Consider the following 15224-nt stretch of genomic DNA (forward strand, 5'->3'; position numbering starts at 1 on the left):
TAGGAGAAACACCTAGGGCGTTTCAAAATGCTTCCGCTACAGTGGCCTCTCTGTTTCTGCCGTCGAAATTCCCCCACTTTTGCGGAGTTGCCCTATGAAGCGTCGAGCCTTGCCTGTCACCGTTCTGGGCCTAGCCCTGGCCTGCGGCCTGTCCGCCCCCACCGCCTGGGCCCAGGCCAAATGGGACCTGGCGGCCGCCTACCCGGCCACCAACTTCCACACCGAGAACCTGGCCCAATTGGTCAGCGACGTGGACAAGGCCACCGCCGGCAAGTTCAAGATCACGCTGCACGCCAACGCCGCGCTGTTCAAGGCGCCCGAAATCAAGCGCGCCGTGCAGGGCGGCCAGGCGCAGATGGGCGAGATCCTGCTGGTCAACTTCCAGAACGAATGGCAGATCTACGGCGCCGACGGCCAGCCGTTCCTCGCGTCGAGTTACGGCGACGCCAAACGGCTGTACCAGGCGCAAAAGCCTTTCCTGGAAAAGAAACTCGCCGAGCAAGGCATGGTCCTGCTGTACGCGGTGGCTTGGCCGCCGCAGGGCATCTACACCAAGAAACCGGTCAACACCGCCGCCGATTTGAAGGGCATCAAGTGGCGCGCCTACAGCCCGGCCACGGCGCGCATCGCCGAACTGGTCGGCGCGCAGCCCGTCACCGTGCAGGCGGCCGAGTTCTCGCAGGCCCTGGCCACGGGCGTGGTCGAGGCGACCATGACGTCCGGTGCCACGGGCGTGGACAGCAAGCTCTACGAGCACCTCAAGTACTACTACGACACCCAGGCCTGGCTGCCCAAGAATGCGGTCATCGTGAACAAAAAGGCCTTCGACGCGCTCGACAAACCGCTGCAGGAAGCCCTGCTGAAGGCCGGCGCGGACGCCGAGGCGCGCGGCTGGGCCGCCAGCGAGCGCGTGAACACCGACACCCTGGCCAAGCTCAAGGCCGAGGGCATGCAGGTGCTGCCGCCCTCGCCCCAGCTCAAGGCCGACATGGCCAAGGTGGGCGACGCCATGCTCAAGGAATGGCTGGACAAGGCCGGCCCCGACGGCAAGGCGCTGGTGGACGGCTACCGCAAGTAAAGTCAGGGCCCCATGCGCCGTTTGTTGAATTTTCTCTACGACAGCGCCGCCGCCCTGGCGGCGCTTTTCATGGTGGCGCTGCTGGGCGCCGTGCTGCTGTCCATCGCGAGCCGCCAGCTGAGCTTTCTGGTGCCGGGCATCGACGCCTATGCCGGCTACCTGATGGCGGCCTGCGGTTTCCTGGCCATGGCGCACACGCTCAAGCGCGGCGAACACATCCGCGTGACGCTGCTGCTGGGCGCCCTGCACGGCCGCTGGAAGAAGGGCTTCGAGGTCTGGGCCCTGGCCCTGGCCTCGCTGCTGGCCGTGCTGTACGCGTTCTACAGCTGCAAGCTGGCCTGGCAGTCGCACCTTTTCAACGACATGTCCACCGGCAGCGACGCCACGCCGCTGTGGCTGCCGCAACTGGCCATGGCGACCGGCACCGTGGTGCTGGCGATCGCCTTCATCGATGAACTGGTGCTGGAGCTGCTCGGGCAGCGCCAGCAGCCGCAGTCCGGCGAAGCCCTGCGCAATGAATAAGGCCTGACCACCATGAGCGACCTCGCCATCACCGGCCTGCTGATGCTTTCGCTGTTCCTGATCCTGGGCAGCGGCGTCTGGATCGGGCTTACGCTCTCGGGCGTGGCCTGGATCGGCATGCAGCTGTTTTCTGCCCGCCCTGCGGGCGACGCCATGGCCGTGACCATCTGGGGCTCGGCATCGAGCTGGACGCTCACCGCCCTGCCGCTGTTCATCTGGATGGGCGAAATCCTGTTCCGTACGCGGCTCTCTCAAGACATGTTCAAGGGCCTGGCGCCCTGGGTGCAAAACCTGCCCGGGCGGCTGCTGCATACCAACGTGGTCGGCTGCACCATCTTCGCGGCCGTGTCGGGGTCGAGTGCCGCCACCTGCGCCACCATCGGCAAGATGACCCTGCCCGAGCTCACGCGCCGCGGCTACCCCGAGAACATGGTCATCGGCACGCTGGCCGGTGCCAGCACGCTGGGGCTGCTCATCCCGCCGTCCATCATCATGATCGTCTATGGCGTCACGGCCGAGGTATCAATCTCCAAGCTGTTCATTGCCGGCGTGTTGCCCGGCGTGCTGCTGGCGGCGCTGTTCTCGGGCTACATCATGCTGTGGGCGCTGCGCCACCCCGAGCAGGTGCCGGCCGCCGACGAGCAGCTGACGTTCGCGCAGAAGCTCAGCGCCTCCAGAAGCCTCATCCCGGTCGTGCTGCTGATCGCCGCCGTGCTCGGCTCCATCTACACCGGCTTTGCCACCGCCACCGAGGCCGCGGCCGTGGGCGTGCTGGGCTCGCTGCTGCTGTCGGGCCTGCAGGGCTCGCTCAACTGGGAGAGCTTTCGCGGTGCGCTCATGGGCGCCACGCGCCTGTACTGCATGATCGCGCTGATCCTGGCGGGCGCCGCGTTTCTGACGCTGTCGATGGGCTACATTGGCCTGCCGCGCCACCTCGCCGAGTGGATCGCCACGCTGGGCTTGAACCAGGCGCAGCTGATCGCCGCGCTCGCCGTATTCTTCATCATCCTCGGCTGCTTTCTCGACGGCATCTCGATGGTAGTGCTGACCATGGGCGTGCTCATGCCGACGGTGCAGGCCGCCGGCATCGACCCGATCTGGTTCGGCATCTTCATCGTGCTGGTGGTCGAGATGGCGCAGATCACGCCGCCCGTGGGCTTCAACCTGTTCGTGCTCCAGGGCATGACGGGGCGCGAGCTGACCTGGATTGCCCGGGTCACCTTCCCCATGTTCGTGCTCATGTGCGCGGCCGTGGCGCTGATCTATCTGTTCCCGGCCATCGTCACCTGGCTGCCGCAGCAGATGTCGGCGCGCTAAGGCCCTGCCCACCATGCTCCACGTCGTGGCCATTTGCCTCGGTGCCAGCGCCGGCGCACTGGCCCGCTGGCGCCTGGGCCTGTGGCTCAGCGCCGGCCACGGGCTGCCCTGGGGCACGCTGGTCGCTAACTTGGTCGGCGGCTACCTGATCGGCGTGTGCGTGGCCGTGTTCCAGGCCCTGCCGCAGCTTGACCCCGCCTGGCGCTTGGCCCTCATCACCGGATTCTTGGGCGCGCTCACCACCTTCTCCAGCTTCTCGGCCGAGGTCGTGGCCATGCTGCAGCAGCAGCGCTACCTGCTCGCCGCAGGCACCATCGGAATGCACCTGTTCGGCTCGCTGCTGCTGACGACGCTGGGCATGCACAACGCTACTTACTTCATAGCATCTCGCGCTTGATGGGCGGGCGTTTTAGGCGCATTTAGCTTGAAATTTACCAGAAGCCCAACGGGTTCTACCCAGCGCGCCGCCACACGCCGCAAAACAATTTGCGCACCAGCATTTAAGTTTCGCCACCGGTCGACCGCCTTGTGTGGGTACGGGCGCAGAAAACGCTGCCTGTAAACCACCCAACACCAGGAGTTCACTGACATGCTTAGCTTGCACACCAATTCGGCATCCCTCTCGGCCCAGGCCGTATCCGGCTCGACCAATAAGGCCCTGTCCAACTCGATGACGCGCCTCTCCACGGGCTTTCGCATCAACTCGGCCATGGACGACGCCGCCGGCCTGCAGATCGCCACCCGCCTGAAGGCACAAACCAGCGGCATGGCCGTGGCCATGCGTAACACGCAAAACAGCATCTCGCTGATGCAGACCGCCGAAGGCTCGCTCAGCGAAGTCACCAACATGCTGGTTCGCATGAAGGACTTGGCAACCCAGGCGGCGGACGCTTCGGCCACCGACACCGACAAAACCGCCATGCAAGCCGAGTTCGACTCGCTGTCGACGGAATTGAGCAACATCATTGGCAACACCACCTTCGGCGGCGCCAAGCTGATGAACAAGGCTGCTTCCTCGGCTGAAATAGCTGCTGCAGCAACCAAAGCCGCCGCCGACGCTGCCCGCGTCGGTGATGCCACCGCCGGCACCCAATTCGATTACGACACGGCAAAAACTGACTACGATGCCGCTTTGCTGGCCTTGGACACCACGGACGCCACCACCGTGACCGCTTTGGCGGCTGCAAACGTTACCCTGCAAGCGGCGGACAAAGCCAATGTCTTGGCCCAAGCAGACGCCGCCAGTTCCGCTGCTTATTCGACAGCAGCACAAAACTCCGCCACCGCTGCAACTCCCGATGGAAAATTCGCCACATCGATCAACTTCCAGATTGGCGCATCGACCTCCGAAACCATGGGCCTGGATCTGTCTGCCCAACTGACCGCGATGCACACCGCGCTGCACGATGCGTCCATGGGATACAACTCGTTTGGCGCCGCAAGCGGCGTTGCAGGCACGGAACTGACCGCCGCCGGTTCGGCATCGGCCAGCATAGACAAGCTGCAAGCCGCGATCGACTCGGTGGGCTCGCTGCGCTCCACCTTGGGTGCCGCTTCGAACCGCCTGGAGCACACCTCCGTCAACCTGTCGAACATGAGCAACAACGTGCAGGCCGCTTCGGGCCGCATCATGGATGTGGACTACGCCGCCGAATCCGCCACCATGACGACCAAGCAGATGCTGATGCAAGCCAGCACCAGCATGCTCAAGCAGTCCAACAGCATGTCGCAGCTGGCCCTGTCGCTGCTGCAGTAAGACGCCCCTGCGGCGGCTTCAGGCTGGCGCTAGCGCCAGCCTGCCCCCAAGCCAACCGCGTCTGCGGTTGGCTTTTCTTTTGGCTTGACTGGAGCACGCCATGGCACTGGAGCGGGCTACCCCTTCACCCCCCATCGGCGCCGTGGCGCGCCCACTGGTGCCGCGCGCGGGTGGCGGGGCCGTGGCCTTGCCTACCGCGCCAGCGGCCCTGCTGCCGGCGCTGCCGCCCGAGGGGATCGCGCCCCTGCTGCGGCTGCGCGTGTTCTCAGCCTTCGACGGCGGCCTGCTGGCGCGCAGCGCCGATGGCTTGCCGTTCCAGATTCCCACCTCGGCCCTGGCGGGCCAGGCCTGGGCGCCGGGGCAACTGCTGCTGGTGCGGGTGGTGAGCACCTCGCCCCAGCTGGAGCTGGCCGTGCTCGGCCCCGCCGACGAGGGCCTGCCCGCACGCGCCGGCCTGCTGGCCGGGCAAACCCCTGCGGCCCTGCTGCCGGACCAGGCCGGCATGCACCGCCTGCTGGCCCCGCCGCTCGACGTGGCGGCGCTGGCCGCGCAGTGGCGCGCCATGGTGCTGCAGCGGTTGCAGCGCGCGGTGCCGGCAGCCGCATCAAGCACACCGGCGTCGGCCGGCACCGCGCTGGTGCCGCTGGGCGCAGCTCTGGCCCCGAGCGCCGAAGCGTCCACGCTGCAACCCACGCTGGTGTTTCAAACCCTGCTCTGGCCGGGCGTGGGGCTGACGTTCTGGCCGGCGCAGCCGCGCCCGCGCGGCGCGCGGCACGGCCGGCCCACGGGCGCCATGGCCCAGAACATGGGCCTGTTGCTGCTGCTGCCCGGCCTGGGCGAGGTGCGCATCGATGTGTCGATGTACGGCAGCGCCGTGGCCTTGAACCTGGCGGCGCAGAGCGCAGAGAGCGTGCCGCTGCTGCGCAGCCGCACCGCGCTGATCGCCGCGTCGCTGGCCCGCGCCGGGCTGCGGCTCATGCAGTGCCAGGTGGCGCCGGCGCCCCCGGGGCAGCCCATGATGGCGCTGCCCGCCACGGCGCAGCAGCTGTGCAGCGTACACACCGCTCTGCCGCCGGGCCTGTTTCGCGCGGCGGCCGAAGTGCTGAACGCGCTCAGCCCACCGTTCCAATGATGCTGATTTCGCGGTTCTCGGGAATCTCGTTGTACGACAGCACGTTGAGGCCCGGCGCAAACAGGCGCGCGTAGCGCGCCAGTAGCGGCCTGACCTGCGGCATCACGAGCAGCAGCGGCGGCGTGGTCTGCTGCTTCATCTGGTCGCGCGCCAGCGGCATGTGCGCTTGCAGTTGCGACAGCAGATTCGGGTCGATGGCATAGTTGTCGAGCGCCACCTTGGCACCACCCTGGCGGGCCTGGTTGAGCGCGCCCAGTAGCATGTTCTCGAGGTCGCCGGTGAGGTTGAACACTTTCAGCTCGGGTCGCTGGCCGCACAGGCTGTCGACGATCTGGCGGCGCAGGGTACAGCGCACCTCGGCAGCCAGCAGCACCGGGTCTTTGGTGGTTTCGGCCGTCTCCAGCAGGGTCGTGGCAATCGGCACGATGTCTTTGAGCGAGACGTTTTCGGCTAGCAGCGCGCGAAAGACCTTGAGCAGCTGCGAATGGCTCATGGCCTTGCCCAGCGCTTCGGCCAGCTTGGGCGCGAGCGCGGCCAGGCGCTCCATCAGTTCGCCCGCGTCCTCGTGTCCGAACAGTTCGGGCAGGTATTCGCGGATCACTTTGCTCAGGTGCGTGGCGACCACGCTGGGCACATCGACCACCTGGTAACCCAGGCCGAGCGCGTGGGCCTTGTCGTCGGTGCTGATCCAGACCACGGGCATACCGTAGGCCGGGTCGGCGCCGGGCTCGCCGTCCACCTCGCCGTACAGGTGGGGCGACGAGATGGCCATGAGCTTGTCGGCCGGCACCTCGGCGCGCGCCACCACGGTGCCGCGCAGCATGATGGCGTATTGGCTGGGCTTGAGCGCGAGGTCGTCGCGCACGGCGATGGCGGGCAGCAGCAGGCCCAGGCCTTCGCTCTGCGTCTGGCGCACACCCTTGACGCGCTTGAGCAGCGGCGCGCCCTGCGCCTTGTCGATCAGGCTCACCAGGCGGTAGCCCAGCGCCACCGACAGGGGCTCGACAAAGGGCAGGCTGCGCCAGTCGATGTCGGCCGGCGGCTCGGCCGTGGCCAGGGCAGCGCCGAGCGCAGCCACATCGCTGCCTGGCGCGGGGCGCTGCGGACGCTGGCCCACGCGCCAGGCCACGAAGGCCAGAACGGCCGCAAACCCCAGAAAACTGAGCCAAGGCATGCCGGGGATCAGACCCAGCACCGTCATCAGCGCCGCCGCGCTGTACAGCGCCTGGGGCGATGCCAGCAGCTGGCCGCTGACCTGGGTTTCGAAGTCGCCCGAGTCGCTCACGCGCGTGACGATGATGGCCGCCGCCGCCGACAGCAGCAGCGCCGGAATCTGCGCCACCAGGCCGTCGCCGATGGTGAGCAGCGCGTACTGGCGGAAAGCGTCGCCGAACGACAGGTCGTGCATGAAGGCGCCGATGGCGACGCCGCCAATCATGTTGATCAGCAAAATCAAGATGCCCGCGATGGCGTCGCCACGCACGAACTTCGAGGCTCCGTCCATGGCGCCGTAGAAGTCGGCTTCCATGCCGACTTCGCGGCGGCGCGTCTGGGCTTTTTCCTGGTTGATGAGGCCGGCGTTGAGGTCGGCGTCGATCGCCATCTGCTTGCCCGGCAGGGCGTCGAGCGTGAAGCGCGCCGACACTTCCGAGATGCGCTCGGCGCCCTTGGTCACCACCACGAAGTTGATGATCATCAGGATGACGAACACCACCAGACCGACCACGAAGTTGCCTCCGATCACCACGTTGCCGAAGGCCTCGATCACCTGGCCCGCCGCGTGCGTGCCCTCGTGGCCCTTGAGCAGCACCACCCGCGTCGAGGCGACATTGAGCGCCAGCCGCATCAGCGTGGTGGCGAGGATGATGGTCGGGAAGGTCGAGAATTCGAGCGGGCGGCTGACCGAGACGCTGATCAGGATGACGATGATCGCCAGCACGATGTTGAACGTGAACAGCACGTCGAGCACCGCCGGCGGCAGCGGCAGGATGATCATGGCCAGCAGGGCCAGCACCATCAGCGGCGTGGCATAGCTGTAGCGGCGCAGGGCGTCGAAGAGTCCGGGCTGCAGGAGTTTCATGTCGGAACGGCTTAAGTCAGGTGGGAGGGAACGGCCAGGTCGGCAGGCAACCGTGGCTCGCTGGGCCGCTGGCCGGTCTGGAAGGCCTTGAGCTGCAGCACATAGTTGAGAACCAGCGCCACGGCGTTGTACAGCGGGATTGGGATCTGCTGCTGCACCTGGCTGGTGTTGTAGATGGCGCGGGCCAGCGGCGGCATGGAGACCACCTCGACCTGGTGCTCGCGCGCAATCTCGCGGATGTACAGGGCCATTTCGTCCACCCCCTTGGCCACCACGTAGGGCGCCTGGGCGCGCTGCTCGTCGTACTTGAGCGCGACGGCGTAGTGCTCGGGGTTGACGATCACCACGTCGGCCGTGGGCACCGCGCTGCGCACGCTGCGCCGCGAGAGCTGGCGCTGCAGCTGGCGGATGCGGTTCTTGACTTCGGGGCGGCCCTCGTTGCCCTTGTGTTCTTCCTTGAGGTCTTGCTTGCTCATGCGCTGGCCACGCAAAAAGAAGAACACTTGCACCGGCAGGTCGATCAGGCCGAACAGCACGAACACCATGGCCATGGACAGCACGCCCGACAGCACCATGCCGGCGCCCGTATCGATGGCCTGCCCAAGCGACAGCCCCTGCAGCCGCAGGTAGTCTTGCGCGCTGCGGCTGCACAGGTACCAGAGCACGCTGCCCAGCAGCAGGGCCTTGAAGATGGAAGTGAGCACGCTCACCAGGTGCTTGCCCTTGAACATGCGCCCCAGGTTGCTCATGGGGCTGAGCCGGTTGAGCTTGGGCATCAGGTTTTCTGACGACAGCACCCAGCCCCCCGGCACCATCGAGGACAGTACCAGCAGCACCGGCATCACCAACAGTGGCAGCACCATCTTGACCAACAGCAGCGCCGCCGCCAGGAACAGCACCGACCAGGCGTTGTCCAGGGTGCCGTCGCCCTCCAGATCGGCCAGGCCGTAGGCGAAGAGCTGGCGGAAATCCTGCAGATAACCCGGCATCAGCCAGACGAGAAGGTACAGGCTGCCGACGATGCCGACGGCCGTGACCAGGTCTTTCGAGCGGGCGACCTGGCCCTGCTCGCGCGCCTTCTTCAGCTTCTGCTGCGAGGCCTTTTCGCTCTTGTCGCCGGTGGAAGAGCCCGACATCTCAGGGCCTCTGCTGCATGGTCAGGCGCAGCATGTCGAGCACCTGGGTGGCGATGCGCAGATAGTGTTCCGGCAGGAACCGGACCAGCTGGCTCAGCATGAACACGCCGAACACCGTGATCACCGAGAAGCCGAGGGCAAACAGGTTGAGGGTGGGCGCCACGCGCGCCAGCAGCCCGAAGCCGATCTGCACCACCAGGGTGGCCAGCATCACCGGCAGAGCCAGCAGCAGGGCGGCCGAAAACACCCAGGCCACATTGAAGGCCACGCTGCGCAGCGCCGGCATGCTGATGCCCGAGCCCACGGGCCATTGCTGAAAGCTCGCCCCCAGCACCTGGGTCACCAGCAGGTGGCCGTCGATCGAGAAGAACACCAGCATGCCCAGGATGGACAGCAGGCTGGAGACCACATCGGAAGAGACGCCGCTCAAAGGGTCGTTCATGACCGCCATCGACAGGCCCATCTGCGACGACACCATGTAACCCAGCACCATGATCACCGACATCATGAAGTGCAGCGCCAGCCCGAGCAGCCCGCCGATAGCCGCCTGCTCGATGGTGGCGACCACGGCGTGCAAGGACAGCGGATCGATGGCCGCCACCGGCCGGGCCACCGGCAGCAGCACCACGGCCAGCACCAGCGACAGCAGCACGCGCACCGTGACGGGCACCGCACCGTCGCCCAGGATGGGCGCGGCGCTGAGCATGGCCATGACGCGGCAAAACGGCCACCAGAGTGCCAACAGCTGGGCCAACAGGCCGGGAATGGCTGCGTCCATGGTGTGCCGGTGGGCTAGCCCACCAGGGTGGCGGCGCGCTCGAAGATGCGGACGCAAAAATCCATCAGATGCCCCGCCATCCAGCGCCCGGCCAGGATCACCGCCAGCAGCGTCACCAGCAGGCGCGGCAGAAAGCTCATCGTCTGCTCGTTGATCTGCGTCGCCGCCTGGAAGATGCCCACCACCAGGCCCACCACCAGGCCCGGCAGGATCAGCACCACCACCAGCAGCATGACCAGGCGCAGGCTTTCGCTGACCAGGTCAACGGCGATGTCGGGCGTCAGCATGGCCGCTGCGCAGCCCAGCGGGCTTGAAGGCGCGAAGAAAGGCCTGCCATCTCAATAGGCCCGGATACTGGTGATGAGGGTGTTCACGGTCAGCGTCCAGCCATCGACCAGTACGAACAGCAGCAACTTGAGCGGCAAGGAAATCACCAGCGGCGACAGCATCATCATGCCCATGGCCATGAGCACGGACGCGACAACCAGATCCACCACCATGAAGGGGATGAACAGCATGCAGCCGACCTGGAAGGCGGTCTTGAGTTCGCTGAGCACGAAGGCGGCCAGCTTCACGGTGAAGGCATGCTGGCCCGGTTCGCTCACCGGCGCCTCACCGGCCAACGTGGATATTTGCTGCAAGGCACTCTTGCTGGTCTGCGACAGCATGAAACGCGACAGAGGGATCTCGGCCTTCTGCAGCGCCACTTCCAGGCCGATTTTGTCCTGGTCGTAAGGTACAAAAGCCTTGTGCCAGATCTCCTCGCCGACCGGGCGCATGACCAACAGCGTGAGAATCAGCGCCACCCCGGTCACGATGCGGTTGGGCAGGCCCTGCTGCAGGCCCAGCGCCTGGCGCAGCAAAGACAGGATGATCACGAAGCGCACGAAGCTGGTCATCATGAGCATCAGCACGGGCAGCAGCCCCAGCAGCGTCATGATGACCAGGATCTGGGTCTTCACCGTGAATTCGGCTGGCGCGCCGTTGGCGTTGGTGCCCAGAAGCGAAATGGTGCCAGCGGCGAGTGCCGACTCGCTCACCCCGAACATCAGAACGAGCGCGACCAGCCCCAGGGCGGCATGGCCACCCATTCGTCGTAACGTCATGGTGCGACGGTTCAGTTCGCCGCGTCGAGCGACAGCAGGTCCAGGTCGGCCAGCTCGACCACCTTCAGGCCATAGTTTTCGCCCGACACCACCACCTCGGCGCGCCCGATGGCCGTGCCGTTGACCTTGATCACCAGCGGCGCACCGGCCACCGCGTCGAGCTCCACCACGCTGTCGTGCTCCAGAGCCATCAGTTGGTCGAGTGCAATGTCCGCCGAGCCCACTTCGAGGGTCAGTGTGACCGGAATTTTGCGCAACATCTGCGTGAGGTCGCGGCGTGGCCGGGACGCAGCCACTGGGACCGGGACGGAGGCGCCATCTTCCACGGTCAGGTCGTCGTCCAGCAAGGCCGGGTCGAATTCGGAGATTTCTTGGCTCATATCCATGGCTTTAGAGGGTGTCGTTGAATGCGGTGAGCCACAGCCCGCCTTTGTGCTCTGCCACCGTCGCGGTGAACAGGCGCGAGTCCTTCACCAGCACGTCGGCAGCCTGGAAGCTCACAGGGATGATGTCGCCCGGGCGCAGGTCGAGCACCTCGCCCAGCGCCATGCGCCGGTGCAGCAATCGCGCCACCAACCGGACCCGCAGGCACTGCGCGAACGGCTGCGTCTGCTCCTTGCGCAGATCGCTCCGGGGCACGGAGCGCGCGGCGGCGAGTTGGCCAAGCAGCAGGTCCATCCAGGTGGAGTCGAGTGAGAACTGCAGCTCCGAGCACAGTCCGACCTGCGGCTCATCGATGCGCACCTGGAGCGTCCAGGCGCCCACCGCATCGGTGGTTTCAGCGCGCCAGGCGATATCGTCGCTAGCGCTGTGGGCGGACGCCGATACCAAGGCGCTCAGTCCCTCACGGATGCGGACCGCCAGCACCAGCGCCAGCTGCAGGCCCAGCTTCTGCGCCAACCGTTCCTCGGTGGCGGTCATGGGGGCCGAGGCGGGGTCGGTGCCCTCCCCGTCCCGCAGCCCGTAGCGGCAATGCAGCACGCGCAGCACCAGGCTGCGCTCGAGCGCGACACCGATCCGCCCCGTGGCCGAGCCATACACATTCCAGCGCGGCGCAATCGCGGCAGGGGCGTGCACGATCAGCACCCTGCCCACGGTGAATTGCGTGCCATAGCGCCGGTTCAAGCCCAAGCGCAGGAGGTCTGACAGGTCGGCGCCGAATTTGTCGGCAAAAGCCGCCAGCAGGTGCACCGGGCGCCCCAGCGTTCGGGGATCCAGCACCGGGTGCGCTGCGGACAGCACCTTGGAAGGCTGAGACATATCGATCAAAGCCCGTGGCGCCCGGACACATTGCGGTTCTCGCAACGCTTCGCACAGCGATCGGGCGTGTGAGCTATATTGATTTGCATCGAGACAAGAAAACAAGGAATCGGGAAAGAAGACGGCAGCCAGGCACCGAGCATCGTATTTGAGTGCATTTGATGCAACATTTTACGCTCAGGCACAAAAACGTCTAGTTTTTTGAACGCTTTTTTTAACTAAACGTTACTTTTGTCGCTAAGCATCCATTCCACTTGTGACTACGCCATGCCTGAGAAAAACTACGCCGAGCCGCCAGACCCAGCGACAGGGAGCGAGCTCACCGAGACGCAGCCCACCAGTCTCATATCCCGGCGGCTGCACGATTTCTTTGCCGAACAGGGACTGCCACGGCACAAGCATTCCTCGCAGCTGGCCACAATCCTCGGACTGTCGCGCTCGGGCGCCTTCCGCAAATTCCAAGACGGCGCGTTTTCCGCGACCGACCTGCAAAGCCTGGCGCGGCATTTTCAGGTGGACGTCAGCCTTTTGCTCAGCAGCCATCCGGTCGACGCAGACCAAAGCAATGGCGAGGCAAAGCCAGCCAGCATCGTCATTGGCGGGCGCACCATGGCTTGCAAAGCCTTGATCGGCACGGAACTCGGACGCCACGAGCACTGTGAACTGGTGGCCACGCTCCAAGGCGCTGAATGGCTGGTGCAGCCCTACGCGGAAGCAAGCGGGGGCCAGCGGCACCGTGTCCACCAATTGACCGTCATCCCCACGCAACGCCAGTTACCGCGCATTGCAGTGCTGGAAGATGCGGCAGACCTGGCCGCCAACCTGAAAGACGCGCTCGAGGGCGCGGGATTCCGGGTCGAAGTGTTTTCTTCGGCCTCCGAACTGTCGTACGAATCGGCTGTTGCGCCGTTCGATGCCTACGTGGTCGACTGGTGGCTCAACGGCAAGACTTCCGCCGCGGTGCTGCAGACGATACGCAAGGCCCAGCCCTCGGCGCCGCTGATCCTGACCACCGGCGCCATCGCCAACGGCAACGCCGCCGAGGACGACATCGCCCGCATCGCCATGGCCCTCCGCGTCCAGGTCATTGAAAAGCCCTTCCGCTTGGCCCTGCTGATCTCGCAGGTCAAACAGCTGCTGGGCGAAACCAGCTAATCACGCGCAGTTCAGCCGAAAGTCTGCAAGGCGGAGCGCAGCCGCGCCACGGTGATCGGTTTCTCGAACTTGGCCGCGAACAGGGCGTCACCTGCGGCCTCGGACTCATGGTAGGCCGACAGCGCCACGATGGGCGTAGCCTGGTTCAACGCACCGGGCGCGCGCGCGCGCTCCGCCACACGGTAGCCGCTGCCATCCTGAAGGCGCAGGTCGAGCAGGATGCCGTCATACCTGGCCGCCACCAGCATGAGATCGGCCTGCGCTACGCTGTCGGCCACATCCACCAGCGCGCCCAGAGCCTGCAGCATGGTCTGCAGGCTGAAGCGCACATCGTCGTTGTCATCGACCACAAGAATCCGCCGCCGCCCCGGGGAAGGAGCCACCTCCATTGCCCCCTGCAGCACTTCGACTTCCACTGGCACCTGCACGATGAACACCGAACCTTCGCCGGGGCGGCTGAGCACGCGCGCCGTGCCATGCAGCAACTCGGCCATCAGCCGCACGACCGCCAACCCCAGGCCGCTGCCTGAGCGTCCCTGGCTGGCGCGCACGAAAGGCGCCCAGACATCGACGCTGGCGTCGAAGCCCGGCCCCTGGTCCATCACGGCGACGGTGATCTGCGGCGGCGCCGCCTGAACCTGCAGGGAGCACACGACCTCCCCTGGACTGGCGTATTTGGTGGCGTTTGAGATCAGATTGGCGATGATCTGCCGCATGCGCGCCGGGTCGGTGATCACGCGCGGACACGGTTGGGGCTCGATCTGCACCGTCAGCCGCACACCGCGCTCGCGGGCGGCATCCTCGTATTCGGCCGCGATGATCTGCATCATCAGGTCCGGCTGGAACAACATTGTCGAGACTTTGAGGCGACCACCGCTCAGCCGCGCGAATTCGACCGTGTCGTTCATTTGCGCCTCCAATTGCTGCGCGCTACGGCGCAGGCGCCGGAACGTCTGGTCGTCCGCAGGCAGCCTCCCACCCAGTTCGATCAACTCCACCGAACTGATGATGGTCTGCAAGGGAGTGAGCATCTCATGGGCCATCATGCCCAGAAATTCGTTGCGCTCCGCCAGGGTCTGCTGGGTCTGGAGCAAGGCCTGGCGCGCCCGACGCAGTTGCAGCACTGCCAGCAGCATGATCCACCCCGCCGCCAGAACGAGCACCAGACCTGCGGCGGGATGAATTCCATAGTCCATTTATCGCTTTCTTAAATGGGTGGATCACCCTGGAGATACCGTGAGGCGCTGTGTCTGGCGACGGGCGCGTGCACATAGCAACATGTGATGCCAGAAACTCCACAGTCCGCCTCCATGCACCCGGCAACGCAGGACTTGATTCTAGAGAAGCGGCAGACACCACTTTTACGCAACCAATTTTACAAAACAGAGCACCAGAGGACACAAAACAACGAAACACATATCTTTGATGCAAAAAACTCAGCACTTGCAAAACAAACATTACAATAATAAACAATTTGCAACCATATGCAGACAACAAACAGGCCCCAGCGTGCTGTCGTTGCTCTGTGCGCCTCAAGGAAATGCCCCATGAGTTCCGTCACCGGACAACTGATCAACGCCGATCTGCTGCAGATCCAGGGTTACCTGTCGGACATCTCCAAGCCCTTGATCGCGCCAGCGCAAGGCGAGAGTGCTCACGGGCATGCCGGCGCCGGTTTTGCCGACCGCATGTTGGAAGCGGTGCGAGGCGTCAACCAGCAAGACCATCTGGCGGCCGAAAGGATGGCGGCCGTGGACAGCGGCGCCAGTGACGACCTGGTCGGGGCCATGCTGTCCAGCCAGGAGGCCAGCCTGTCTTTCTCCATGTTGATGCAGGTGCGAAACAAAGTGATGGGGGCGATGGAAGACCTCATCAAGTTGCCGATCTAAGCCCGAGCGAAAGTC

16 protein-coding genes are annotated in these 15224 nt (G+C 65.4%); 8 read left to right on the forward strand and 8 right to left on the reverse strand.

What is annotated here, in order from left to right; all coding sequences use genetic code 11:
- The first annotated feature begins 94 nt into the window (after window positions 1-94).
- From B2J89_RS06650 to B2J89_RS06675, 6 genes are all read left to right on the forward strand, one after another.
- Entirely contained in the window at window positions 95-1078 is a 984-nt protein-coding gene (locus B2J89_RS06650; RefSeq protein WP_169168351.1) for a TRAP transporter substrate-binding protein, read from the forward strand.
- Window positions 1079-1090: 12 nt separating this feature from the next.
- Window positions 1091-1600 carry a TRAP transporter small permease gene (locus B2J89_RS06655; RefSeq protein WP_169168352.1) on the forward strand — a complete coding sequence of 170 codons (510 nt, stop codon included), beginning with the start codon at window positions 1091-1093 and terminating at the stop codon, window positions 1598-1600.
- 12 nt (window positions 1601-1612) lie between these two features.
- Window positions 1613-2917, forward strand: coding sequence for a TRAP transporter large permease (locus B2J89_RS06660; protein ID WP_169168353.1), 1305 nt, complete (start codon window positions 1613-1615; stop codon window positions 2915-2917).
- 13 nt (window positions 2918-2930) lie between these two features.
- Entirely contained in the window at window positions 2931-3314 is a 384-nt protein-coding gene (crcB, locus tag B2J89_RS06665) for a fluoride efflux transporter CrcB (protein WP_169168354.1), read from the forward strand.
- A 192-nt stretch (window positions 3315-3506) separates the two neighbouring features.
- Window positions 3507-4673, forward strand: a complete 1167-nt coding sequence (locus B2J89_RS06670; protein WP_205763732.1) for a flagellin — start codon at window positions 3507-3509, stop codon at window positions 4671-4673.
- A gap of 100 nt (window positions 4674-4773) precedes the next feature.
- Entirely contained in the window at window positions 4774-5805 is a 1032-nt protein-coding gene (locus tag B2J89_RS06675; RefSeq protein ID WP_169168355.1) for a flagellar hook-length control protein FliK, read from the forward strand.
- On the opposite strand, the gene flhA is transcribed toward B2J89_RS06675, so the two are convergent.
- The 7 genes from flhA to B2J89_RS06710 are packed head-to-tail and all read right to left on the reverse strand — an operon-like array spanning window position 5786 to window position 12165.
- Window positions 5786-7885 carry a flagellar biosynthesis protein FlhA gene (gene flhA / locus B2J89_RS06680; RefSeq protein ID WP_169168356.1) on the reverse strand — a complete coding sequence of 700 codons (2100 nt, stop codon included), beginning with the start codon at window positions 7883-7885 and terminating at the stop codon, window positions 5786-5788. The genes B2J89_RS06675 and flhA overlap by 20 nt on opposite strands.
- Before the next feature lie 11 nt (window positions 7886-7896).
- Window positions 7897-9021, reverse strand: coding sequence for a flagellar type III secretion system protein FlhB (gene flhB / locus B2J89_RS06685; RefSeq protein WP_169168357.1), 1125 nt, complete (start codon window positions 9019-9021; stop codon window positions 7897-7899).
- Between the two features lies 1 nt (window position 9022).
- The gene (fliR, locus tag B2J89_RS06690; protein WP_169168358.1) at window positions 9023-9799 is read right to left on the reverse strand and encodes a flagellar biosynthetic protein FliR; all 777 of its coding nucleotides are present in this window, start codon (window positions 9797-9799) and stop codon (window positions 9023-9025) included.
- A gap of 14 nt (window positions 9800-9813) precedes the next feature.
- Window positions 9814-10086, reverse strand: coding sequence for a flagellar biosynthesis protein FliQ (gene fliQ, locus B2J89_RS06695; protein WP_169168359.1), 273 nt, complete (start codon window positions 10084-10086; stop codon window positions 9814-9816).
- Window positions 10087-10137: 51 nt separating this feature from the next.
- Entirely contained in the window at window positions 10138-10905 is a 768-nt protein-coding gene (fliP, locus tag B2J89_RS06700; protein ID WP_240964760.1) for a flagellar type III secretion system pore protein FliP, read from the reverse strand.
- An 11-nt stretch (window positions 10906-10916) separates the two neighbouring features.
- Entirely contained in the window at window positions 10917-11285 is a 369-nt protein-coding gene (locus B2J89_RS06705; RefSeq protein ID WP_371809044.1) for a FliM/FliN family flagellar motor switch protein, read from the reverse strand.
- 10 nt (window positions 11286-11295) lie between these two features.
- On the reverse strand, window positions 11296-12165 hold the full coding sequence (locus B2J89_RS06710; protein ID WP_169168361.1) for a FliM/FliN family flagellar motor switch protein: 870 nt from the start codon (window positions 12163-12165) through the stop codon (window positions 11296-11298).
- A gap of 267 nt (window positions 12166-12432) precedes the next feature.
- Between B2J89_RS06710 and B2J89_RS06715 the strand changes: the two genes are divergently transcribed.
- Window positions 12433-13320: a helix-turn-helix domain-containing protein gene (locus tag B2J89_RS06715; RefSeq protein WP_169168362.1), complete on the forward strand. Its 888-nt coding sequence runs from the start codon at window positions 12433-12435 to the stop codon at window positions 13318-13320.
- 11 nt (window positions 13321-13331) lie between these two features.
- Here the strand turns inward: B2J89_RS06715 and B2J89_RS06720 are convergent, their stop codons facing one another.
- Window positions 13332-14456, reverse strand: coding sequence for a hybrid sensor histidine kinase/response regulator (locus tag B2J89_RS06720; RefSeq protein WP_169168363.1), 1125 nt, complete (start codon window positions 14454-14456; stop codon window positions 13332-13334).
- Between the two features lie 411 nt (window positions 14457-14867).
- Between B2J89_RS06720 and B2J89_RS06725 the strand changes: the two genes are divergently transcribed.
- Entirely contained in the window at window positions 14868-15209 is a 342-nt protein-coding gene (locus B2J89_RS06725) for a flagellar hook-basal body complex protein FliE (RefSeq protein WP_169168364.1), read from the forward strand.
- The last annotated feature ends 15 nt before the right edge of the window (window positions 15210-15224 follow it).

The organism is Acidovorax sp. SRB_24 (genome assembly GCF_012931925.1).

Bases quoted from the DNA above. Each gene is read 5' to 3' on its own strand.
- B2J89_RS06650 (WP_169168351.1), top strand. From the start codon at position 95: ATGAAGCGTCGAGCCTTGCCTGTCACCGTTCTGGGCCTAGCCCTGGCC.
- B2J89_RS06655 (WP_169168352.1), top strand. From the start codon at position 1,091: ATGCGCCGTTTGTTGAATTTTCTCTACGACAGCGCCGCCGCCCTGGCG.
- B2J89_RS06660 (WP_169168353.1), top strand. From the start codon at position 1,613: ATGAGCGACCTCGCCATCACCGGCCTGCTGATGCTTTCGCTGTTCCTG.
- crcB (WP_169168354.1), top strand. From the start codon at position 2,931: ATGCTCCACGTCGTGGCCATTTGCCTCGGTGCCAGCGCCGGCGCACTG.
- B2J89_RS06670 (WP_205763732.1), top strand. From the start codon at position 3,507: ATGCTTAGCTTGCACACCAATTCGGCATCCCTCTCGGCCCAGGCCGTA.
- B2J89_RS06675 (WP_169168355.1), top strand. From the start codon at position 4,774: ATGGCACTGGAGCGGGCTACCCCTTCACCCCCCATCGGCGCCGTGGCG.
- flhA (WP_169168356.1), bottom strand. From the start codon at position 7,885: ATGAAACTCCTGCAGCCCGGACTCTTCGACGCCCTGCGCCGCTACAGC.
- flhB (WP_169168357.1), bottom strand. From the start codon at position 9,021: ATGTCGGGCTCTTCCACCGGCGACAAGAGCGAAAAGGCCTCGCAGCAG.
- fliR (WP_169168358.1), bottom strand. From the start codon at position 9,799: ATGGACGCAGCCATTCCCGGCCTGTTGGCCCAGCTGTTGGCACTCTGG.
- fliQ (WP_169168359.1), bottom strand. From the start codon at position 10,086: ATGCTGACGCCCGACATCGCCGTTGACCTGGTCAGCGAAAGCCTGCGC.
- fliP (WP_240964760.1), bottom strand. From the start codon at position 10,905: ATGACGTTACGACGAATGGGTGGCCATGCCGCCCTGGGGCTGGTCGCG.
- B2J89_RS06705 (WP_371809044.1), bottom strand. From the start codon at position 11,285: ATGAGCCAAGAAATCTCCGAATTCGACCCGGCCTTGCTGGACGACGAC.
- B2J89_RS06710 (WP_169168361.1), bottom strand. From the start codon at position 12,165: ATGTCTCAGCCTTCCAAGGTGCTGTCCGCAGCGCACCCGGTGCTGGAT.
- B2J89_RS06715 (WP_169168362.1), top strand. From the start codon at position 12,433: ATGCCTGAGAAAAACTACGCCGAGCCGCCAGACCCAGCGACAGGGAGC.
- B2J89_RS06720 (WP_169168363.1), bottom strand. From the start codon at position 14,456: ATGCTGCTGGCAGTGCTGCAACTGCGTCGGGCGCGCCAGGCCTTGCTC.
- B2J89_RS06725 (WP_169168364.1), top strand. From the start codon at position 14,868: ATGAGTTCCGTCACCGGACAACTGATCAACGCCGATCTGCTGCAGATC.